Source organism: Paenirhodobacter sp., from assembly GCF_050177655.1.
In the GTDB taxonomy this organism is placed as follows: Bacteria; Pseudomonadota; Alphaproteobacteria; order Rhodobacterales; family Rhodobacteraceae; genus Rhodobacter.
Map to the genome: position 1 here is coordinate 115,065 of NZ_JBFXGV010000003.1, position 19,705 is coordinate 134,769.

Annotated in this window: 22 protein-coding genes; 10 read left to right on the forward strand and 12 right to left on the reverse strand. The window is 67.3% G+C overall.

What is annotated here, in order from left to right; all coding sequences use genetic code 11:
* Positions 1-12: 12 nt before the first annotated feature.
* Complete coding sequence (locus AB7U46_RS02615) at positions 13-423, reverse strand: acyl-CoA thioesterase (protein ID WP_428335371.1); 411 nt, start codon at positions 421-423, stop codon at positions 13-15.
* 137 nt (positions 424-560) lie between these two features.
* Here AB7U46_RS02615 and AB7U46_RS02620 point away from each other — a divergent pair, with 137 nt between their 5' ends.
* Positions 561-1,157 carry a DNA-3-methyladenine glycosylase I gene (locus AB7U46_RS02620; protein WP_428335372.1) on the forward strand — a complete coding sequence of 199 codons (597 nt, stop codon included), beginning with the start codon at positions 561-563 and terminating at the stop codon, positions 1,155-1,157.
* Positions 1,158-1,199: 42 nt separating this feature from the next.
* Here the strand turns inward: AB7U46_RS02620 and clpB are convergent, their stop codons facing one another.
* Entirely contained in the window at positions 1,200-3,815 is a 2,616-nt protein-coding gene (gene clpB / locus AB7U46_RS02625) for an ATP-dependent chaperone ClpB (RefSeq protein WP_428335373.1), read from the reverse strand.
* 232 nt (positions 3,816-4,047) lie between these two features.
* On the opposite strand from clpB, the gene AB7U46_RS02630 reads away from it, so the two are divergent.
* Positions 4,048-4,257: a hypothetical protein gene (locus AB7U46_RS02630; protein ID WP_428335374.1), complete on the forward strand. Its 210-nt coding sequence runs from the start codon at positions 4,048-4,050 to the stop codon at positions 4,255-4,257.
* Between the two features lie 93 nt (positions 4,258-4,350).
* Entirely contained in the window at positions 4,351-5,061 is a 711-nt protein-coding gene (gene pyrF / locus AB7U46_RS02635; protein WP_428335375.1) for an orotidine-5'-phosphate decarboxylase, read from the forward strand.
* 50 nt (positions 5,062-5,111) lie between these two features.
* Here pyrF and AB7U46_RS02640 read toward each other — a convergent pair whose 3' ends face one another.
* From AB7U46_RS02640 to AB7U46_RS02665, 6 genes are all read right to left on the reverse strand, one after another.
* Positions 5,112-5,270 carry a hypothetical protein gene (locus AB7U46_RS02640; RefSeq protein WP_428335376.1) on the reverse strand — a complete coding sequence of 53 codons (159 nt, stop codon included), beginning with the start codon at positions 5,268-5,270 and terminating at the stop codon, positions 5,112-5,114.
* Between the two features lie 87 nt (positions 5,271-5,357).
* Complete coding sequence (locus AB7U46_RS02645) at positions 5,358-5,630, reverse strand: NfeD family protein (protein WP_428335377.1); 273 nt, start codon at positions 5,628-5,630, stop codon at positions 5,358-5,360.
* Positions 5,630-6,523 (reverse strand): SPFH domain-containing protein, encoded by an 894-nt coding sequence (locus tag AB7U46_RS02650; protein WP_428335378.1) that lies wholly within the window; start codon positions 6,521-6,523, stop codon positions 5,630-5,632. The genes AB7U46_RS02645 and AB7U46_RS02650 overlap by 1 nt, the downstream gene beginning before the upstream one ends.
* 60 nt (positions 6,524-6,583) lie before the next feature.
* The gene (locus tag AB7U46_RS02655) at positions 6,584-6,739 is read right to left on the reverse strand and encodes a hypothetical protein (RefSeq protein ID WP_428335379.1); all 156 of its coding nucleotides are present in this window, start codon (positions 6,737-6,739) and stop codon (positions 6,584-6,586) included.
* Positions 6,739-6,978, reverse strand: a complete 240-nt coding sequence (locus AB7U46_RS02660) for a GlsB/YeaQ/YmgE family stress response membrane protein (protein ID WP_428335380.1) — start codon at positions 6,976-6,978, stop codon at positions 6,739-6,741. The genes AB7U46_RS02655 and AB7U46_RS02660 overlap by 1 nt, the downstream gene beginning before the upstream one ends.
* 106 nt (positions 6,979-7,084) lie before the next feature.
* Positions 7,085-8,260: a MalY/PatB family protein gene (locus tag AB7U46_RS02665; protein WP_428335381.1), complete on the reverse strand. Its 1,176-nt coding sequence runs from the start codon at positions 8,258-8,260 to the stop codon at positions 7,085-7,087.
* A 173-nt stretch (positions 8,261-8,433) separates the two neighbouring features.
* Here AB7U46_RS02665 and def (AB7U46_RS02670) point away from each other — a divergent pair, with 173 nt between their 5' ends.
* From def (AB7U46_RS02670) to fmt, 3 genes are read left to right on the forward strand one after another with little or no spacing between them, the layout of a single operon-like run.
* A complete protein-coding gene (gene def / locus AB7U46_RS02670; RefSeq protein WP_428335382.1) occupies positions 8,434-8,976 on the forward strand; it encodes a peptide deformylase in 543 nt (180 codons plus the stop codon).
* Positions 8,976-9,476, forward strand: coding sequence for a peptide deformylase (gene def / locus AB7U46_RS02675; protein WP_428335383.1), 501 nt, complete (start codon positions 8,976-8,978; stop codon positions 9,474-9,476). Before def (AB7U46_RS02670) ends, def (AB7U46_RS02675) begins: the two co-directional genes overlap by 1 nt.
* A gap of 3 nt (positions 9,477-9,479) precedes the next feature.
* Positions 9,480-10,388, forward strand: coding sequence for a methionyl-tRNA formyltransferase (gene fmt, locus AB7U46_RS02680; protein WP_428335384.1), 909 nt, complete (start codon positions 9,480-9,482; stop codon positions 10,386-10,388).
* On the opposite strand, the gene AB7U46_RS02685 is transcribed toward fmt, so the two are convergent.
* Positions 10,370-10,717 (reverse strand): hypothetical protein, encoded by a 348-nt coding sequence (locus tag AB7U46_RS02685; RefSeq protein WP_428335385.1) that lies wholly within the window; start codon positions 10,715-10,717, stop codon positions 10,370-10,372. The two genes, fmt and AB7U46_RS02685, sit on opposite strands and share 19 nt — an antisense overlap.
* A gap of 174 nt (positions 10,718-10,891) precedes the next feature.
* Here AB7U46_RS02685 and AB7U46_RS02690 point away from each other — a divergent pair, with 174 nt between their 5' ends.
* Positions 10,892-12,058: a lytic murein transglycosylase gene (locus AB7U46_RS02690; protein WP_428335386.1), complete on the forward strand. Its 1,167-nt coding sequence runs from the start codon at positions 10,892-10,894 to the stop codon at positions 12,056-12,058.
* Here AB7U46_RS02690 and AB7U46_RS02695 read toward each other — a convergent pair.
* Complete coding sequence (locus AB7U46_RS02695; protein WP_428335404.1) at positions 12,055-13,383, reverse strand: HlyD family type I secretion periplasmic adaptor subunit; 1,329 nt, start codon at positions 13,381-13,383, stop codon at positions 12,055-12,057. The two genes, AB7U46_RS02690 and AB7U46_RS02695, sit on opposite strands and share 4 nt — an antisense overlap.
* 62 nt (positions 13,384-13,445) lie before the next feature.
* A complete protein-coding gene (locus AB7U46_RS02700) occupies positions 13,446-15,182 on the reverse strand; it encodes a type I secretion system permease/ATPase (RefSeq protein WP_428335387.1) in 1,737 nt (578 codons plus the stop codon).
* A 251-nt stretch (positions 15,183-15,433) separates the two neighbouring features.
* On the opposite strand from AB7U46_RS02700, the gene AB7U46_RS02705 reads away from it, so the two are divergent.
* Both AB7U46_RS02705 and AB7U46_RS02710 read left to right on the forward strand, forming a co-directional pair.
* Complete coding sequence (locus AB7U46_RS02705) at positions 15,434-16,189, forward strand: MlaA family lipoprotein (RefSeq protein ID WP_428335388.1); 756 nt, start codon at positions 15,434-15,436, stop codon at positions 16,187-16,189.
* Entirely contained in the window at positions 16,167-16,778 is a 612-nt protein-coding gene (locus AB7U46_RS02710) for an MlaC/ttg2D family ABC transporter substrate-binding protein (RefSeq protein WP_428335389.1), read from the forward strand. Before AB7U46_RS02705 ends, AB7U46_RS02710 begins: the two co-directional genes overlap by 23 nt.
* Positions 16,779-16,837: 59 nt before the next feature.
* Here AB7U46_RS02710 and AB7U46_RS02715 read toward each other — a convergent pair whose 3' ends face one another.
* The gene (locus AB7U46_RS02715; RefSeq protein WP_428335390.1) at positions 16,838-19,084 is read right to left on the reverse strand and encodes a transglycosylase domain-containing protein; all 2,247 of its coding nucleotides are present in this window, start codon (positions 19,082-19,084) and stop codon (positions 16,838-16,840) included.
* A gap of 264 nt (positions 19,085-19,348) precedes the next feature.
* Here AB7U46_RS02715 and AB7U46_RS02720 point away from each other — a divergent pair, with 264 nt between their 5' ends.
* Positions 19,349-19,687: a P-II family nitrogen regulator gene (locus tag AB7U46_RS02720; protein ID WP_428335391.1), complete on the forward strand. Its 339-nt coding sequence runs from the start codon at positions 19,349-19,351 to the stop codon at positions 19,685-19,687.
* Positions 19,688-19,705 lie beyond the last annotated feature (18 nt).

A 19,705-nucleotide genomic window follows, 5' to 3' on the forward strand; every position in this document is an offset into this window, starting at 1 on the left:
CTGTCGCGAGCGTCATTTCAGCTCCCAGGTCTCCTGCGGGATATCGACCGGGCGCGGTTTGCCCGCGCTGTCGACGGCGACCATCGTGAAGCGCGCCTCGGTCACCTTGTCGCGCAACGCGCTGTAGCAGCGCCGCGCCCAGACCTCGATCCGGATCACCATCGAGGTGCGTCCGATCTGATCCACCGCGGTATAGACGCAGAGCGTGTCGCCCACCTTCACCGGTTCCTTGAACACGATCTCGTTCGCCGCGATCGTCACCGTGCGGCCGTTGCAGCGCTCGTTCGCGCGGATCGCGGCGGCAAGGTCCATCTGCGACATCACCCAGCCGCCGAAGATATCGCCCGCGGCATTGGTGTCGGCGGGCATCGCAAGGGTGCGCAGCGTCAGCTCCATGCCTTCGGGTGCGTTGAGGTCACTCATCTTTCGCTCCTTCTCGGCCTCCCTGAAGCGGCTGTCGCATGCAGGGCTGCGACGGGCAAGCCCCGCGCGGTTGACGGCACGACAATTCAATGTGAACATTGCGCGAACATGCAGGGGTGTGGGCAGGAGGGGTGAATATGGCGCTGTTTCACGGCGAGGATGGGCGCGCCCGCTGCGGCTGGTGCGCGGCGACGCCGGATTACATCCGCTATCACGACAGCGAATGGGGGTTTCCGGTCATCGAGGACAACCGCCTCTTCGAAAAGCTCTGCCTCGAGGGGTTTCAGGCTGGGCTGAGCTGGCGCACGATCCTTGAAAAGCGCGCGAATTTCCGCGCGGCCTTTGCCGGGTTCGATTTCCGCAAGGTCGCCGAATTCTGCCCCGGGGATGTCGCGCGGCTGCTTGCCGACAAGGGCATCGTGCGTCACCGCGGCAAGATCGAGGCGACGATCAACAATGCGCAACGCGCCTGCGAGATGGTGGCGGCGGAGGGATCGCTGGCCGCCTTTCTCTGGCGCTACGAGGATCCGGGCCCGGGCGGGGTGGTGCGGGCGACCTCACCGCTTTCCGAAGCGCTGTCGAAGGAATTGCGCAGGCGCGGCTGGAAATTCGTCGGTCCGACGACGGTTTACGCCTTCATGCAGGCGATGGGGCTGGTGAACGATCACGCCGAGGGCTGCGCGCTGCGCGAAGAGGTCGCGCAACATCGCGCGGCCTGTGCCGTGCCGAAATGAAAAAGGGGCGGGTTTCCCCGCCCCTTTCCGACTATGTCCCGCTTATTGCAGCGGCGCATCCACCGGACGCTCGCGCTGCGACTGCGAGACATGGCTGCCGACGATCAGCCCGTCGGTGCCGGCCGAGACCTTCACCGTCTCGCCATCCTTCACCGCGCCGGAGAGGATCAGCTCGGCGAGCGGATCCTGCAGCGCGCGCTGGATCACCCGCTTCAGCGGCCGCGCACCGAAGACCGGATCGTAGCCCTCGTCCGCAAGCCACATCTTCGCGGCGTCGTCGAGTTCGAGCGCGATCTTGCGCTGCGCCAGACGTTTCTCGAGGCGCTGGAGCTGGATCGTGACGATCCCGTCCATATTGCCGCGCGTCAGCCGGTCGAAGATCACCATCTCGTCAAGACGGTTCAGGAACTCGGGGCGGAAATGCGCGCGCACCGCTTCCATCACCTCGGCCTTCGCCTGGTCGCTCGAGGCGCCCTCGGGCAGGCGGCTGAGCGCCTGAGAGCCGAGGTTCGAGGTCAGCACGATCAACGTCTGCTTGAAGTCGACGGTGCGGCCCTGGCCATCGGTCAGCACGCCGTCGTCGAGCACCTGCAGGAGCACGTTGAAGACGTCGGGATGCGCCTTTTCCACCTCGTCGAAGAGCACGACCTGATAGGGCCGGCGCCGCACCGCCTCGGTCAGAACGCCGCCCTCGTCATAGCCGACATAGCCGGGCGGGGCGCCGATCAGCCGGGCCACGGAGTGTTTCTCCATGAATTCCGACATGTCGATGCGCACCATCGCGGTGTCGTCGTCGAAGAGGTATTCGGCGACCGCCTTCGTCAGTTCGGTCTTGCCGACGCCGGTCGGACCGAGGAAGAGGAACGAGCCCAGCGGCCGGTTCTCATCGTTCAGCCCGGCGCGGGCACGCCGCACGGCATTGGCCACCGCAGTGATCGCAGCGTCCTGACCGATGACGCGCTTGTGCAGCTCCTCCTCCATCTTGAGGAGCTTCTCGCGCTCGCCCTCGAGCATCTTCGAGGTCGGGATACCGGTCCAGCGTTCGACCACCTCGGCGATCTGCTCGGGGCGCACGGCCTCTTCGACCATATGCCCGTCTTCCGAGGCCTCGGCCTCGCCGAGCTGTTTCTCGAGCTCGGGGATCTTGCCGTATTGCAGCTCACCGGCCTTGGCGAAATTGCCCTCGCGCTTGGCCTGATCGAGCTGCGCGCGCGCCTGCTCGAGCTGCTCCTTCACGGTGCGGCTCGCTTCCAGCTTGTCGCGCTCGGCCTGCCATTTGGCGGTCATCACCGCGGCCTTGTCCTGCAGCTCGGCCAGTTCCTTCTCGAGCTTCTCGAGCCGGTCCTTGGACGCCGCATCGTCCTCCTTCTTCAGCGCCTCGGCCTCGATCTGCATCTGCAGGATCTGCCGGTCGAGCGCGTCGAGCTCCTCGGGCTTGCTGTCCACTTCCATGCGCAGCCGGCTTGCCGCCTCATCGACAAGGTCGATCGCCTTGTCGGGCAGGAAGCGGTCGGTGATGTAGCGATGCGAGAGCGTCGCCGCCGCAACCAGCGCCGAATCGGAGATCTTCACCCCGTGGTGAAGCTCGTATTTCTCCTTGATGCCGCGCAGGATCGAGATCGTGTCCTCGACGGTCGGCTCTTCCACCATCACCGGCTGGAACCGGCGGGCAAGCGCCGCGTCCTTCTCGACATATTTGCGGTATTCGTCGAGCGTGGTCGCGCCGACGCAATGCAGCTCCCCGCGGGCGAGCGCCGGCTTGATCAGGTTCGCCGCATCCATCGCGCCTTCGGATTTGCCGGCGCCGACGAGGGTGTGGATCTCGTCGATGAAGAGGATGATCTCGCCCGCCGCCGATTCGATCTCCTTCAGGATCGCCTTCAGCCGCTCCTCGAACTCGCCGCGGTATTTCGCACCGGCGATGAGCGAGCCCATGTCGAGCGCGAGCAGCTTCTTGTTGCGCAAGGATTCCGGCACGTCGCCATTGACGATGCGCAGCGCGAGGCCCTCGGCGATCGCGGTCTTGCCCACGCCCGGTTCACCGATCAGGATCGGGTTGTTCTTCGTGCGCCGCGACAGCACCTGCATCGCGCGGCGAATTTCTTCGTCGCGGCCGATGATCGGGTCGATCTTGCCCTCTTCGGCGGCCTCGGTCAGATCGCGCGCATATTTCTTCAGTGCGTCATAGCCTTCCTCGGCCGAAGCCGAATCGGCGGTGCGCCCCTTGCGGATGTCGTTGATCGCGGCGTTCAGGTTCTGCGCCGTCACCGCGCCCGCATCGAGCGCATCCTTCGCCTTGGTGTTCACCATGGCGAGCGCCATCAGTATGCGCTCGACCGGAACGAAGCTGTCGCCGGCCTTCTTCGCCAGTTTCTCGGCCTCGTCGAGCACGCGCACGAGCGACTGCTCGACATAGACCTGCCCGTCGCCGCCCGAAACCTTGGGCAGTTTGGAAACGAACAGATCGACCGCCTCCTGCACGCGCTTCGGCTCACCGCCGGCGCGTTTGATCAGATTGCTCGACAGCCCCTGATCGTCATCCATGAGTGCCTTGAGCAGATGCTCGGGAACGACGCGCTGATGGCCCTCGCGCATCGCAATGGTCTGGGCGGACTGAATGAATCCCCGCGACCGTTCCGTGAACTTCTCCATGTTCATCGGGTATCTCCTTTCGTGAAGCCCCCGGGGTGAATTCGGGCGCCCAAGCTGGCACGCCACGGGTCCGGGTCTTGTCCCTGAGGTGGTTTTCGCAGCCCGTCCCTTCAAGGGGCAAGCGCGGGCTGCGACGAAATTTCCACATCTTTCCCGCGGCATCGAAATCTTCGGCCGGTGGAAACCGGATCGCAACCTTTTGCGTTCAGCCTGAAGGCAGCATCGAGAGGGAACGACCATGCACCACGCCTCCGCGGTCCGCATCGCCCAGCTGATCTATGACGCGGCCCGCCGCGCCTTCCTCGCCGTCGTCGAGTTCTTCGCCCCCGGTCTGCCGCAGCCGCTGCGCGTGCCGGTGCGGGTGCGGGCCGGGGCGGATCTGCCGCATCCGGCGCTTGTCCGGGCCCTCGTGCGGGAGGCGCAGAAACGCGGCATCGGCGGGCTCTGACTGGCCCTCGGCCGTTTCGCGGCGGTTTTCCTTGACCCGCGCTTGCATCGGGGGCAGAACCCGGCCGTTTGCCGATCAGCCCCGGAGCCCGCAATGACCGATCTCCTTCCCGCCGACGATCGTCTGATCGTTGCGCTCGACGTTCCCAACGCCCTCGACGGGCTCGCCCTCGCCAGTACGCTGGGCGACAGCGTCTCCTTCTACAAGATCGGCCTCGGCATGCTCACGGGCGGCGGGCTCGCGCTTGCCAACGAACTCAAGGACGAGCACGGCAAGAAGATCTTCCTCGACATGAAGCTCTTCGACATCGGCGCCACGGTCGAGGCGGCGGTGCGCGGCCTCGCGCGCTTCGACCTCGATTTCCTCACCGTGCATGGCGACCCCCATGTCGTGCGCGCAGCGAAGGAGGGGGCGGCGGGCAAGCCGCTCAAGATCCTCGCCGTCACGATCCTGACCTCGCTCGACCGCGCCGATCTCGACGCTTCGCTGATCCGCGAGGGAGAGATCGCCGATCTCGTCACCGAACGCGCGGCGCGCGCCTTCGAAGCGGGGGCCGATGGCGTGATCGCCTCGCCGCGGGAGGCGGCGGCGATCCGCGCGCTGCCGCAAGCGGCGGGCAAGCTGATCGTCACCCCGGGCGTGCGCCCGGCGGGGGCCGCGCTTGGTGACCAGAAGCGAGTGGAAACGCCGGCCGCCGCGCTGACCGCCGGGGCCGATCATCTCGTCGTCGGGCGCCCGGTCTGGCAGGCGCGCGATCCGCGCGCCGCGGCGCAAGCGATCCTGCGCGAGATCCGCGACATCTGAACGAAAACGGCGGCCCCTGGGCCGCCGCTCACGCAGGTTTTCTGATCGGGTTACTCGTGCGACACCGGCGCGAGCGTCGTCGTCGCGCTCGCATCGCCGCCCATCGGATGGGCCACGAGGATCCAGGCCACCATGCCGACGAGGCAGATCGTCACCGCGGCGAGGAAATACTTGAGGCCCTTCGCCTCTTCGGGGAAATCGTCGTACATGCAGCCCTCCTGTTGCGCTTTCCCCCGCTTTAGGGGGCGGGACGCATCCCGTCCAGCGCTGCAATGCGGAAAGCCGGGGCGAAAGCCTCAATTCTCGTTGATATCGCGGTCCCAGATCCGGGTCTGCCCGGCGCGCACGCCGACCAGACGGCGCGCGATGAACCAGGTCGCGGCGGCCACAAGGGCGGCGATCAGCAGCATCATCGGCAGGGACAGAACGATCAGCCCGGTCCAGAGGATCAGCCCGACGAGCACGGCGCCGACCGCAAAGCCGAGCAGCACGAAGCCCGGCAAAAGCATCTCGAGCAGGCCGAGCACGATCCCGCCCGCGACCCAGACCCAAGGTTCCCGCCAGAGCATCACGATTTCCCCTTGAGCAGCTTGAACGCATCGCCGAAGGCGTCGATCGCGGCGGAAGGAAGCAGCACGACCTGCTTGCCCTCGCCCTTGCCGACGATGGACAGCGCCTCGACCTGTTTCAGCGCGACCTGGAACTGCGCCGCCTCGAGCCCGTTCTTCGCGATCGCCTCGGCGATCACCGTGGTCGCGAAGGCCTCCGCCTCGGCGGTGACGCGGCGCGCCTTCGCCTGCTGTTCGGCGGCGTAGAGATCGGCGTCGGCGGCCAGCTCGACGGCGCGTTTGCGCCCCTCCGCCTCGGTCACCTGGGCGCGGCGCGCGCGTTCGGCGTTGAGCTGCTGCAGCATCGCCGCCCGCGTCGCCTCGTCGAGATTGACGTCAAGCACCTCGGCGCGGGTCACCTCGATCCCCCAGTCGTCGACGACATTGGCAAGGTTTTCCTGGATCGAATGGATCAGCCCGGCGCGGTTCGACTGCACCTGATCGAGCTCCATCTTGCCGATCTCGGCGCGCACGATGCCGGCGACGGTGGTGGCGATCGCGCCGTCGATGTCGCGGATCCGGTAGACGGTCTTTTCCGGCTCGGTCACGCGGTAGAAGACCGAGGTCTCGACCTGCACCAGCACGTTGTCGGCGGTGATCGCGTCCTGCCGCGTGGTCGGCAGCTGCCGTTCCAGCACCGAGACGCGATGCGCGACGCGGTCGAGGAAGGGCACGATGAAGTTGATCCCGGGGCCAAGCACGGCGCGCAGCCGGCCGAAACGCTCGACCACGTGTTTTTCGGATTGCGGCACGATCCGCACGCCGAGGAAGACGGCGAGGATGACGAAGGCGGCAAGCGCCAGCACGACGGCATTGCCGCCAAGGAAATCGAGCAGAAAATCGGGCTGGTTCACCGGCGCCTCCCTGAAACCTGCCTCGAATATGGGGGCTTCACGGCGGGGTGAAAAGGGCGCTCAGCGCGCGGGAAGCAGTTTCACCCCGACGAGCGCGGCAATCGCGAGCACCGCCCAGCCGCCCGGGCGCGAGAGAAGCCAGATCGCGACGGAGACGAGCGTGAGCGTAAGGCGCGTCGTCGCCATCCCCGCGAAACCGAAGAGCGTGCCCCACATCAGCGCCGCCCCCCATAGGTCCGCCAGAGCCAGATCAGCGCCATCGCGCCGAGCACGGCACCGACGAAGCCCGCCATCCAGCCCGAGATCGTGATGAGAAAGCGCAGCACCAGCCCGCCGACGATCGCGCCGAAGACGCCGATCGCGATCGTGGTCGGGATGTCGGTCTCGATCTTCATCGCGCGGGTGGCGATGAAGCCGGCGGCGGCGCCGATGATGATGAGGGCGATGACCTGCATGGGGCCTCCAGTCGCGGCCAATATGGGCGTGGGCGGGGCCAAAGAAAAGCCCCGGCCCGGGGATGACGGGCCGGGGAGGTCTCGCCCGGAAAACCGGAGCGACAGGTTATTGCAGATCGCCGAAGGCGCGCGCGAGGCGCTCGGCCGCCTCGATCACCCGCGCGCGCGGCGTGGCGAGGTTGAAGCGCAGAAAGCTTTCGCCGCCGGTGCCAAAGCTCGCCCCGTGATTCGCGGCGATCTTCGCTTCTTTCTCGACGCGGGCGATGACCTCTTCGGCCGCCATGCCGGTGCCGGAGAAATCGACCCAGGCGAGATAGGTCGCCTCGAGCGGCATCGAGCGCAGCCCCGGGATCGCGTTGACGGTGTCGTCGAAGATCTTCCGGTTGCCGTCGAGATAGGCGATCAGCGCGTCGAGCCAGGCCGCCCCCTCGGGGCTGTAGGCGGCGGTCGCCATCGCCATGCCGAAGCTGTTGGGCGAGATGCCGAGCGCCGCGATCCGCCCGGCGAATTTCGCGCGCAGATCGGGATCGGCGATGATGACATTGCCCGAATGGGTGCCGGCGATGTTGAAGGTCTTCGTCGTCGCCGACATCATCACCACCGGATAATCGGTGGCCGTCGCCATCGGGATATGCCTGTGCCCGGGCATCACGAGGTCATGGTGGATCTCGTCCGAGACCAGCACGAGCTCGTGGCGCCGCGCGAATTCGGCGGTGGCGGTCAGCTCCTCGGCGCTCCAGACGCGACCGCCCGGGTTGTGCGGCGAGCAGAGGATCAGCATCTTCGCGCCGGCATCGACGAGCCCTTCCCAGGCGTCGAAATCCATCTCGTAGCGGCCATCGACCTGCTTCAGCGGGCATTCGATCACCCGCCGCCCCGCCGCTTTGATGACGCGGGCAAAGGCGTGATAGACCGGCGTCATCAGCACGATGCCGTCGCCCGCCCCGGTATAGGCCTCGACGCAGAGCGCGGTGCCGTTGACGAGGCCGTGGGTGGTGAAGATCCACTCCGGCTCGACATGCCAGCCGTGGCGCTCCTGCATCCACCACTGGATCGCCGCGTCATAAGCGCGGTTGTCGCCCCAGTAGCCATAGATCCCCTGCGCCGCCATGCCCTCGAGCGCGCGCTGCACCGAGGCCGGCGGCCGGAAATCCATGTCGGCGACCCACATCGCGATTCCCTCCTCGGGGCTCACGCCGTAAAGCGCCTGCATGCCGTCCCACTTGACCGAATGGGTGCCGACGCGGTCGATGACTTCGTCGAAATCGGGGGTGAGAGGCATGTCTGGGGTCTCCTGTCGAAACGTCATTCCTTCGCGAAGGAATAATGCGGAACAGCGTCCCGATGAAGATGTTTTCATTGGGAATATGTCCTTATTGTTTTGTGTGATGCGGAACACTGTTCCGATTTGCGCTTGCCATTGCGCGACGCGGCCCCATCGCCTAAATCAACGCCATGACACTCCGCCCGATCCTGATCCATCCCGACCCGAGGCTCAAGAAGCATTGCGACCCCGTCGTCACCGTCGACGACGACATCCGCAGGCTGGCCGACGACATGCTCGCGACGATGTATGACGCCCCCGGCGTCGGCCTTGCTGCGCCGCAGGTCGGCGTGCTCAAGCGCCTCTTCGTGATGGATTGCGTGAAGGACAAGGCCGCCGCGCCGGAACCGATGGTGATGCTCAACCCCGAGGTGACCTGGACCTCGCCGGAGACCAATGTCTACGAGGAGGGCTGCCTCTCGATCCCCGATCAATATGCCGAGGTGACGCGCCCGAAAGAGGTGCGGATGCGCTGGCTCGGCCTTGATGGACAGATCCATGAGGAGCAGTTCGACGGGCTCTGGGCGACCTGCGCGCAGCACGAGAACGACCACCTCGACGGCAAGCTCTTCATCGACTACCTCGGCCCGCTGAAACGGCAGATGATCACCCGCAAGATGGAGAAGCTCAAACGCGAGCGCGCCCGCGCCGCGAAGGAGCAGAGCATCCTCTGATGACGGTGCGCCCCTTCATCCCCTATGACGACCGGCGTCTGCACACGCCCGCCGAACCGGTGACCGCGGTGACCGAGACGGTGCGGATGATCTGGGACGACATGGTCGAGACGATGGACGCGATGCCGGGCGTCGGCCTCGCCGCGCCGCAGATCGGCATCATGATGCGGCTTGCGGTGGTCGATGCCTCGGACAAGCGTGGGCAGGCGGTGAAGATGGCGAACCCCGAGGTGCTGCATGCCTCGGTGCAGCTGCGCGCGCATGACGAGGCCTCGCCCAATCTGCCCGGCGTCTGGGCGCGGATCGAGCGGCCGCGCGCGGTGACGGTGCGGTTCCTGAACGAGCTGGGCGAGATGGAGGAGCGCGATTTCGTCGGGCTTTGGGCGACCTCGGTGCAGCATCAGATCGACCATCTGAACGGCAAGACCTGTTTCGACCATCTCTCGCCCCTGCGCCGCAAGATGTTGGTGCAGAAATCGGCGAAACTCGCCCGGAGGTAAGCGATGCGCGTGATCTTCATGGGCACGCCCGAGTTTTCCGTGCCGGTGCTCGAGGCCCTTGCCGCGCGGCATGAGATCGTCGCCGTCTACAGCCAGCCGCCGCGGCCGGCCGGGCGTGGCAAGGCGCTGCGCCCCTCGCCGGTGCAGGCGAAGGCCGAGGCGCTGGGCCTGCCCGTGCGCCATCCGCTGAATTTCAAATCCGAGGAAGAGCGCGTCGCTTTTGCCGCTCTTGACGCCGATATCGCCGTGGTCGTCGCCTATGGGCTGATCCTGCCGCAGGCGGTGCTCGATGCGCCGCGCCACGGCTGTCTCAACATCCACGCCTCGCTTTTGCCGCGCTGGCGGGGGGCGGCGCCGATCCATCGCGCGATCATGGCGGGCGATGCCGAGACCGGCGTCTGCATCATGCAGATGGAGGCGGGGCTCGACACCGGGCCGGTGCTTTTGCGCGCGGCGCTGCCGATCGGGGCGACCGAGACCACGGGCGAGTTGCACGACCGGCTCAGCGCCCTGGGTGCGCGGCTGATCACCGAGGCGCTCGAGCAGCTGCCGGGGCTGGTGCCCGAGGTTCAGCCCGAGGTGGGCGTGACCTATGCGGCCAAGATCGACAAGGCCGAAGCGAAGATCGACTGGGCGCGCCCGGCCGCGGATCTCGTGCATCACATCAACGGGCTTTCGCCCTTCCCGGGCGCCTGGACGGAGATCGCGGGCGAGCGGGTGAAACTTTTGCGCGCCGAACTGATCGCGGGGCAGGGGGCGCCGGGGCAGGTGCTGGGTGGCTTCGACATCGCCTGCGGCGCGGGCGCGTTGCGCGTGCTGATGGCGCAGCGCGAGGGCAAGCGGCCGATGCCCTCCGCCGATGTGCTCAAGGGGCTGAGCCTGCCCGCGACGCTTCAGGCCGAGGGCAGGTAACCCACCGGCGCGTTTTCGTCGCGCGCGAAATCGAGCGCGGCGCGATCGCTTACCTTCGTCTCGCGCTTCACCGTGCAGATCAGCTCGCCATTCTCGACGTCGGAGGCGACGATCAGGCAGGTCGCGATATGCCGCCCGCCCTCGTAAAGATCGACGTAGCCGCGCAGATGCCCGACCTTCGCGGCATCAAGCGCGAAGCCATCGCGCCAGCGGCGCAGCACCGGCCAGATCTCGCCCCCGGCATGCACGCGCAGCCGCGAGCGGCGCTTGGCCTCGCGCTGCGTCGCCTCGCCAAGTGCAGCGAGCACCTCCCTGGGCAGAAATTCCATCGCTTCCTCCGATCGCGGCAGATCTCCCTCAAGTCTGTGCTTCGCAATGTAAAAATCAAGTTAACCAATGGACGGTCCCGGCGCGCGACCGGCCGGGCGTGCCCCGAATGCAACGCTGTTGCCGTGTCCGGGCGCCGCGGCTAGCCTTGCGGCATCGCGATTTCGGAGTGACCCATGCGTTTCGGTGCCCTCGTTTCCCTCTTCCTCACCCTGCCGGCCCCTCTTCTCGCGGCCGATTGCGGCGGTGATTTCGGCAGTTTCGTCACCGGGCTGAAGGCGGAGGTCCGGGCGCGGGGCCTCACCGCGAAACAGGCCGATGCCTTCTTCCGCGGCGTGCGGCAGGATCCGAAGGTGCTCAAGGCCGATCGCGCGCAGGGTGTCTTCCGCAAGAGCTTCCTCGATTTCCAGGCCTCGGTGATCAGCGCGAATCGCCTCGCGACCGGGGCGAAGATGTCGGCGCGCCACGACGCGATCTTCGACCGGATCGCGCGGCAATATGGCGTTTCGCGCGGGATTCTTCTGGCCTTCTGGGCGCTCGAGACCGATTTCGGGCAGGTGCAGGGCAATTTCAACACGCGCGATGCGCTCGTCACGCTCGCGCATGACTGCCGCCGGCCCGACCTCTTCCGCCCGCAGGTGATCGCGGCGGCCGAGCTTTTCGCGCGCGGCGATTTCGATCCGGCGCGCAATCTCGGTGCCTGGGCGGGGGAGATCGGGCAGGTGCAGATGTTGCCCGAGGACATCCTGCGCAACGGCGTCGATGGCGATGGCGACGGCCATGTCGACCTGAAAGGCTCGAGCGCCGATGCGCTGATGTCGGGGGCGAAGATGATCGCCGGCATGGGCTGGCGCGCGGGTGAGCCCTGGATGCAGGAGATCACCGTTCCCGACAGGCTCGACTGGGCGCAGACCGGGCTCAATCACACGCTGCCCACCGCGCAATGGGCGGCGATGGGGGTAAAGGCGCGCTCCGGGGCGCTTGCCGCGGGGCAGGGCTCGGTTCTGCTGCCGATGGGGCGCAAGGGGCCGGCCTTCATGGTCTATCCGAATTTCCGCGTGCTCTTCGACTGGAACCAGAGCTTCGTCTACGTCACCACCGCCGCCTATTTCGCGACGCGGCTCGAGGGGGCGCCGCGGCTTGATCCGCGTGCGCCCGAACCCGGGCTTTCGGTTGAACAGATGAAGGCGCTGCAGAAGAAGCTTGCCGCGCGCGGGCGCGACGTCGGCCCGATCGACGGCATCCTCGGCGAGAAAACGCGCGAAGCGGTGCAGGCGGAGCAGGCGCGCCTTGGCCTGCCCGCCGACGCCTGGCCGACGCCCGCACTGCTGAACCGACTCTAGTTCTCGCGGAAGGCGCGGTTGAAGTAATCGGTGAAGGGTTTCACCAGATAGGTGATCGGGCTGCGGTCGCCGGTGCGGATATAGACCTCCGCGGGCATGCCGGGCAGCAAGGTCACCGCGCCGAGCTTGGCCGTCTCGCCGGGGTCGAGTTGCACCTCCGCACGGTAATAGCTGACGCGCGCGGTCTCGTCCGTGATCGCATCGGCGGAGATCTTCGTCACCTGGCCCGAAAGCTGCGGCGTGGTGCGGCTCGAGAAGGCGGGGAAGCGGACCGAGACTGGCTGCCCGATCGAGACCTCGTCGATGTGGATCGGCGAGATCCGCGCCGCGATCACCAGCGGGCGATCCTGCGGGATGATGTAGAGCACCGGTTCCGCCGGGCGAATCACCGAGCGCGGCGTGGTCACCGCCAGCTCGTAAACGATACCCGCAACCGGGGCGCGCAATTCGAGCCGGTCGATCTGCTCGCGCAGCGCGCGCCGCCGTTCGGCGAGTTCGAGCTCGCGATAGCCGATGTCGCGCAGCTGGCTTTCGGCGTCCTCGCGACGCTGCGAACTCAGACGCAGCTCCTCGAGTTCGAGCTCGGTCATCCGCCCCTCGGCCTGCGCGCGCTCGGCGGTCAGATTGCCGCTCTGCCCGGCGAGGTTTGCCGCCTCGCGTTCGAGCGCGAGCACGCGGCTCGCCTGGGCGAGGCCCTTTTCCAGCAGCCCGCGCTGATCTTTCAGCTCCCGCGCGATCAGATCCGATTGCGTCGACAGCGCGGCGAGCTGCGCGTCGATCCCGTCGATCTGCGCCTTCGTCTGCTCGCGCCGCTTCACCACCTGGTCGAGCGACTTGTGCAGCGTCTCGAGCCGCGCGGCGAAGAGCGAGCGCTGCCCCTCGACCAGCTCGGCGACATCGGGGTCGGCGGCGGCGGCGGCGATCAGTTCGGGGTCGAAGGCGATCTCGGGGCGATCGGCGCGCTCGGCCTCGAGCCGCCCGCGCCGCGCCTTGAGCTCCCAGAACTGCCCCTCGACGATCGCGAGTTCGGAGCGGGTCAGATCGCCGTCGAGCCGGATCAGGGCCTGGCCGGCGGTGACATGGTCGCCCTCATGCACGAGGATCTCGGCGACGACGCCGCCATCGGGGTGCTGCACCACCTGGCGGCGCTGGTCGACCTCGATCTGGCCGGAGGCGACCACCGCGCCGGCGATCGAGCTCATCCCCGCCCAGAGGCCGAAGCCGCCGACGAGGATGGCGAGGGTGACGAAGCCGAGAATCAGCGCGGCGCGGGCGGAGAGCCCGTCGACCGTCGCACCCTGCGGCGGGGGGAGAGGCGCTCCCATGCCCTGTGGTGCCGGGACCGCCGTGCGCACCGGGTCGATCTTGCCGAGGATTTGCCCGCCGCTCATGCCACACCTCCCGGCCCGGCGTTGCGGACCAGCTCCGTTGCGTTCTGCACCATCGCGCGCAGCACCTCCTCCCGCGGGCCGAAGGCGCGGCGCATGCCGTTCTCGAGCACGAGCAGCGTGTCGCATTCGGCGATCGCCGCCGGCCGGTGCGCCATGATCAGCACCGAGCAGCCCGCCGCCTTCATCCCGCGCACCGCGGCATTGAGCGCGAGGCTGCCCTCGTTGTCGAGATTGGCGTTCGGTTCGTCGAGCACGAGCAGAACCGGGTTGTTGTAAAGCGCCCGGGCGAGGCCGATGCGCTGGATCTGCCCGCCGGAGAGCCGCCCGCCGGCCTGGCTCACGCGGGTGTCGTAGCCCTGTGGCAGATCGAGGATCAGCTGATGCGCCGCCGCCCGTTTCGCGGCATCCACCACCAGCTCGGGATCGGGCTGTGGTGAGAGGCGCGCGATATTCTCGGCGATGGTGCCGTCGAACAGCGTCACCCGCTGCGGCAGATAGCCGATCAGCCCGCCGAGCACGTCGGGATCATATTGCTCGAGCGTGGCGCCATCGAGCCGGATCGCCCCGCCCGAGGGCCGCCAGACGCCGCAGATCGCGCGCGCGAGCGTCGACTTGCCGGCGCCCGAGGGGCCGATGATGCCGATCGCCTGCCCGGGATCGACCCGGAAGGACACCATCCGCAGCGAGGCGAGCTGCTGGCCGGGCGGCACCACGGTGAGGTTCTGCGCGTCGAGTACCGCACGCGGTCGCGGCAGGGCGGTGCGCGGCGGTTCGGCCGGGACGGTGCTGAGCAGCATCGCAAGCCGGCCCCAGCCCTCGCGCGCCCGGGCGACGATCGCCCAGCCTGAGACGGCCTGTTCCACCGGCGCGAGGGCGCGGCCCATCAGGATCGAACCGGCGATCATCGCGCCCGCCGTCATCTCGCCCTGCAGCACGACCCAGGCGCCGAGCGCGAGCATCGCCGACTGCAGGAAGATGCGGAAGGTCTTGGTGAAGGTGGCGTAGCCGCCGCCGACATCGGTCGCGGTGAGCCCTGCCGAGATCGCCCGGTTGCGCGCCGCCTGCCAGCGCAGGAAGGAGGCGCCGCGCATGCCAAGCGCCTGGATCAGCTCGGCCTCGTCGCGAAGCTGGTCCGACATCCGCTCCGACTGGATCTGCGCTGCGCTCGCGGCGAGCAGCGGATGCGCCGTCGTCGCCTGGTTGAGCAGCGTGACCCCGATCAGAAGCGCGCCACCGGCAAGCGCGAGAAAGCCGAGATAGGGATGGAAGAAGAAGATCGCGGCGAAGAAGATCGGCGACCAGGGCACGTCGAAAAGCGCGAGGAAGACCGGCGCGGCGAGCAGCTTGTTCACCGCGTCGAGGTCGCGCAACGCCGCGGTGGCGACCGGATCGCCGGGGGCAAGCGCGTTGCGCCGCAGCGCCGCCTCGAACACCCGCGCCTCGAGCCGCGCCTGAAAGCGCGCGCCGACCCGCGCCATCACCCGCGCGCGGGCATAGTCGAGCAGGCCCATCGCGGCGAAGAGAAATACGACGAGCACGAAGAGCGCGGTGAGCGTCTCCACCGAATGCGCGCCGAGAACACGGTCATAGACCTGCAGCATGAACATCGGCCCGGTCAGGGCGAGCAGGTTCACGAAGGCTGAAAACACCGCCACCGACCAGATCAGCGCACGGCTTTCCGCCCGCGCGCTGCGCAACTCGTTGCGCCCCTTGGCGAATTCGTCCCTCTTCATCCAGTCCCTCTTGTTCGTCCTCCGGTGCTTGCACCGGCTTCTGGCTGGGCGGGGTTCGACGGCGTTCGGCGAATCTCTGCCCGTTTCGCAGTCGAACGCAAAAACGTTAACCGATCGCTCTTCGAAATCCTGCTGCTATGCCTTGTCTCTGCACAGCAGCGTCCTTATTGCTTGCGAGAAGGGGTTTGACCCAAATTCGCGCAATTGTCACCAGTCTTGGGGCAGCCCCGGGACCGGAACGGGAGATCGAGATGCACAAGGGGCTTGGGCGGCTGGGGAGCGCCCTTCTGGCCACCGCATTGCTTGCCGGCTGTGCCGGGGGCGGTGGGCAGGGCGGACCGACCGGGATCAACGATCCCTATGAGGCGACGAACCGCAAGGTTCATGCCTTCAACAAGGGGATGGATACGCTCCTGTTCAAGGCGCGTCCGGGCCATCCGCGTTCGGTCAACAACCTCTTCGTGCGGTCGGTCTCGAACGTGGGCTCGAACATCGGCCTGCCGGCGAAGGTGGTGAACTCGCTCCTGCAGGGGCGGCCGGAACCGGCGATCAAGAACACCTTCCGTTTCGCGATCAACTCGACGATCGGCCTTGCGGGGATCTTCGATCCCGCGGGCTCGTCTTTCTCGCTGCCCGAGACGGATACCGATTTCGGCGAGACGCTCGCGGTCTGGGGCGTGGGCGAGGGCGCCTATGTCGAGCTGCCGGTCTATGGCCCCTCGACCGAGCGGGACGCGGTGGGCACCGTGGTCGACATCGCGATGAACCCGGTCGGACAGCTGCTTTCCGGCTCCGATGCCACCGCGGCGAGCGCCGCGCGCGTCGCCGGCAAGGTCGCCGACCGCAAGCGGTTCGGCGAGACCGTCGAATCCATCCTTTACGATAGCGCGGACAGCTACGCGCAAAGCCGTCTGCTTTATCTGCAGAACCGCCGTTACCAGCTGTCCGGACAGGAGAATAACGATGCCGATGCCTGGGATCCCTATGCCGACCCCTATGCTCAGTGACCGCCGCGCGCTCTTGGGCGCCGCGCTTGGCGGGCTTGCCACGCTGGCGCTGCCGCGTGCCGCCTTCGCGCTGACCGATGCGCAGGCGAAGGCGCTGATCGGCCGCGCGATCGACGAGGTCAACGGCGCGATCGATTCGGGCAAGACCGGCGAACCGCTTTACGCGCTCTTCGAGACGATCTTCACGCGCTACGCCGACGTGCCGACGATCGCGCGCTCGGCGCTGGGCTCGGCGGCGCGCACGGCGACGCCGGCGCAGATGGCCGCCTTCACCACCGCCTTCCGCGGCTATATCTCGCGCAAATACGGCAAGCGCTTCCGCGAATTCATCGGCGGCCGCTTCGAAGTGCAGGGCGCGCGCGCGGTGAAGGGCTTCTACGAGGTGAAGACCACGGCGATCCTGCAGGGGCAGGCGCCGTTCGAGGTGCTCTGGCATGTCTCGGACAAGTCGGGGAAGGATCTCTTCTTCAACATCATCATCGAGGGCGTGAACATGCTCGCCGCCGAGCGCACCGAGATCGGCTCGATGCTCGACGCCCGGCGCGGCAATATCGACGCGCTGATCACCGATCTGAAGACCGCCGGCTGAACCGGCCTCTCCCGAAAGAAAAAGCGCGGTCCCTCGGGGCCGCGCTTTCGTTTTTGGGGTCAGTAGAGCTGTCGCAACAGCGAGTCGATCTTGTCGCCAAAGGTCTCGCGGCGCTTCTCGGTCCGCTCTGCCTCGGTGCCGGGGCGCACGAGCTCGCCGTTGACGACGGGCACGCCGCCCTCGGGGATCGGATCGTTCGAGTTCCAGCTCTCGCCCGGATAGGCGGTGTTCGCCATGCCCTGACCGCGCCATTCCGAGGGATCGGCCATCGGCAGCGGATCGGCGGGCTGGCCGTCTTCGACGCGGGTCATCACCTCGTGCCAGATCTCGGCGGGCAACCCACCACCGGTCACGCCGGTAAGTGGGCGGTTGTCGTCATAGCCCATCCAGACGCCGGTGACGAAATCGGCGGTGAAGCCGATGAACCAGGCGTCGCGCGCCGATTGCGTCGTGCCGGTCTTGCCCGCGGCGTCATGGCCGTCGAGCTTCGCGCGCCGGCTGGTGCCCTGTTCGACGCCCTGATGCATCATCCAGACAAGCTCGCGCGCGGCCTTCTCCGAGATCACCCGCTCGCCCATGCCGCCCCCCGCACCGAAGAGCGGATCGCTGTCGCCCTTCAGCCGCAGATCGGTGAGCCCGTAGGGTTTCACCGAGGAGCCGCCGTTGAGAATGCCGGCATAGGCGCCGGTCATCTCGAGCAGCGTCGATTCGGACACGCCAAGCACCACCGCCGGCCCCGCGGCGAGTTCGGAGGCGAAGCCGAAATCGCTCGCCACCTTGCGCACCGCGTCGAAGCCCACCGCCTGGCCGACCCGCACCGTCGCGGTGTTGATCGAATTGGCAAGCGCGCGCCAGAGCGGGATCTCGCCCAGATATTCGTTGGTGTAGTTCTTCGGCGACCAGGGGCCGGAGCCCGGCACGTTGATCGTGAGCGGCGCATCCATGATCGGGGTGTCCGGCGTCCAGCCCATGTCGAGCGCGGCGGCATAGACGAAGGGCTTGAAGGTGGATCCGGTCTGCCGCTTCGCCTGGGTCGCGCGGTTGAACGCGCCGGAAACCTTCGTCGTGCGCCCCCCGACCATCGCGCGCACCGCACCGTCGGAGGACATCACCACGATCGCCGCCTCGGCGGTGGAGCCGTCCTTCACCTTGGTGTCGAAGACCGTCTTCAGCGCCTCTTCCGCGGCGCTCTGGATCCGCTGGTCGAGCGTGGTGCGGATGATCACGTCCTCCGTCGTGTCCTTCGACAGGAAGTCGGGGATCGAATCCATCACCCAATCGGCGAAATAGCCGCCGGCGCGGGCCTGCGCCGCCTCCGAGAGCGTCGCGGGATGGGCCTTCGCCTCCTCCCATTGCGCATCGGTGAGGAAGTGCTGTTCGTGCATCAGCGCCAGCACCATGCCCGCCCGCTCCTGCGAGCGTTTCAGATTGGTCGTCGGCGCGTAATAGGAGGGCGCCTTGAGCAGACCGGCCAGCATCGCCGCCTGGCTCGGGTTCACGTTCGCGGCCGAAATTCCGAAATAGCGCTGCGCGGCCGCCTCGAAGCCGCGCGCCCCCGCGCCGAGATAGGCGCGGTTGAGGTAGATCGTCAGGATCTCGTCCTTCGAATACTTGAACTCCATCGCCAGCGCATAGGGGATCTCCTTGATCTTGCGCTGCACCCCGCCGGAGCGGCAGTCGTTCTCATACTCGGCCTCGGTCTTCCAGCGCTGCGGATCGTATTTCACCCCGAGGCAGAGCAGCTTCGCGACCTGCTGGGTGATCGTCGAGCCGCCGTTACCCTCGAGCGGGCCGCGGCCCTCGCGCAGGTTGATCGCCACCGCCGAGGCGATGCCGCGCGGGGAAACACCGAAATGGCGGTAGAAGCGGCGGTCCTCGGTGGCGACGATCGCGTTCTTCAGATTGGGGGAGACGGTCTTCGCCGTCGATTGTCCGCCGAAGGTCTCGCCGCGCCAGGCAAAGACCTTGCCGGCCTCGTCGAGCATGGTGACCGAGCCGCGGTTGCGCCCGTCGAGGAGCGCCGTGTAATCGGGCAGCTGCGAATAGAAGTAGAAGGTGGCGAGGCCGAGGATCGCGAAGACGATCGCCGCCCCGCGCCAGGTCAGCCCCCAGATCACCCGCCAGACGAGATGCACGAAGCCGAAGAGCGCGTTGCGGATCGGCCCGCGATTGCGCGGCCCGCGGGGTGCCTTCGGTTTCGTCGGCTTGCGGGAGGGGGATGATTTCGGCTGCGGCGCCGCCTTTGCCGCCTTCGCATAGCGCTTGTCCGCCACCAGCGGCCCGCGCCGCCCGCCTGTTCCTGCCATTGTTTCTTCCGGTGCCTGTGTTTTCCGAAGACTACAACGCGCCCCACACGATGTGGAGCGGGAAGAGATCACGATTCGGTTTTTCATCTGCCCGTAATTTCATCAATGTGCATATTTTATGCAACATTGCCCGAGAAAAAGGCGCTGCGCCGCAGCGGCGCGCCGGGGCTTTGCTTGTGTGGCGCGGGGGGCGGAGTGTTCATGTCGGCGTGAGGTGCCGTGAGCGGCGCCAGTCGAGTTGCTGACAACAGGAAGGGATGTCCAGTGAAGCTCATCATTGCAGCAATCAAGCCGTTCAAGCTCGAGGAGGTGCGCGAAGCGCTCACCGCCATCGGCGTGCGCGGGATGATGGTGACGGAGATCAAGGGCTTTGGCGCGCAGTCGGGCCACACCGAAATCTATCGCGGTGCGGAATACGCGGTGAACTTCGTGCCGAAGGTGAAGCTGGAGATCGTCGTGGCCGACAACCTCGCCGATGAAGTCGTCGAGACGATCCTGAAGTCGGCCAAGACCGACAAGATCGGCGACGGCAAGATCTTCGTGCTCGACGTCAACCAGGCCGTGCGCGTGCGCACCGGCGAAGCAGGCGACGACGCGCTGTAAGCAAAGCTCAGGGGAAGT

Bases quoted from the DNA above. Each gene is read 5' to 3' on its own strand.
- AB7U46_RS02615 (WP_428335371.1), bottom strand. From the start codon at position 423: ATGAGTGACCTCAACGCACCCGAAGGCATGGAGCTGACGCTGCGCACC.
- AB7U46_RS02620 (WP_428335372.1), top strand. From the start codon at position 561: ATGGCGCTGTTTCACGGCGAGGATGGGCGCGCCCGCTGCGGCTGGTGC.
- clpB (WP_428335373.1), bottom strand. From the start codon at position 3,815: ATGAACATGGAGAAGTTCACGGAACGGTCGCGGGGATTCATTCAGTCC.
- AB7U46_RS02630 (WP_428335374.1), top strand. From the start codon at position 4,048: ATGCACCACGCCTCCGCGGTCCGCATCGCCCAGCTGATCTATGACGCG.
- pyrF (WP_428335375.1), top strand. From the start codon at position 4,351: ATGACCGATCTCCTTCCCGCCGACGATCGTCTGATCGTTGCGCTCGAC.
- AB7U46_RS02640 (WP_428335376.1), bottom strand. From the start codon at position 5,270: ATGTACGACGATTTCCCCGAAGAGGCGAAGGGCCTCAAGTATTTCCTC.
- AB7U46_RS02645 (WP_428335377.1), bottom strand. From the start codon at position 5,630: ATGCTCTGGCGGGAACCTTGGGTCTGGGTCGCGGGCGGGATCGTGCTC.
- AB7U46_RS02655 (WP_428335379.1), bottom strand. From the start codon at position 6,739: ATGTGGGGCACGCTCTTCGGTTTCGCGGGGATGGCGACGACGCGCCTT.
- AB7U46_RS02660 (WP_428335380.1), bottom strand. From the start codon at position 6,978: ATGCAGGTCATCGCCCTCATCATCATCGGCGCCGCCGCCGGCTTCATC.
- AB7U46_RS02665 (WP_428335381.1), bottom strand. From the start codon at position 8,260: ATGCCTCTCACCCCCGATTTCGACGAAGTCATCGACCGCGTCGGCACC.
- def (WP_428335382.1), top strand. From the start codon at position 8,434: ATGACACTCCGCCCGATCCTGATCCATCCCGACCCGAGGCTCAAGAAG.
- def (WP_428335383.1), top strand. From the start codon at position 8,976: ATGACGGTGCGCCCCTTCATCCCCTATGACGACCGGCGTCTGCACACG.
- fmt (WP_428335384.1), top strand. From the start codon at position 9,480: ATGCGCGTGATCTTCATGGGCACGCCCGAGTTTTCCGTGCCGGTGCTC.
- AB7U46_RS02685 (WP_428335385.1), bottom strand. From the start codon at position 10,717: ATGGAATTTCTGCCCAGGGAGGTGCTCGCTGCACTTGGCGAGGCGACG.
- AB7U46_RS02690 (WP_428335386.1), top strand. From the start codon at position 10,892: ATGCGTTTCGGTGCCCTCGTTTCCCTCTTCCTCACCCTGCCGGCCCCT.
- AB7U46_RS02695 (WP_428335404.1), bottom strand. From the start codon at position 13,383: ATGGGAGCGCCTCTCCCCCCGCCGCAGGGTGCGACGGTCGACGGGCTC.
- AB7U46_RS02700 (WP_428335387.1), bottom strand. From the start codon at position 15,182: ATGAAGAGGGACGAATTCGCCAAGGGGCGCAACGAGTTGCGCAGCGCG.
- AB7U46_RS02705 (WP_428335388.1), top strand. From the start codon at position 15,434: ATGCACAAGGGGCTTGGGCGGCTGGGGAGCGCCCTTCTGGCCACCGCA.
- AB7U46_RS02710 (WP_428335389.1), top strand. From the start codon at position 16,167: ATGCCGACCCCTATGCTCAGTGACCGCCGCGCGCTCTTGGGCGCCGCG.
- AB7U46_RS02715 (WP_428335390.1), bottom strand. From the start codon at position 19,084: ATGGCAGGAACAGGCGGGCGGCGCGGGCCGCTGGTGGCGGACAAGCGC.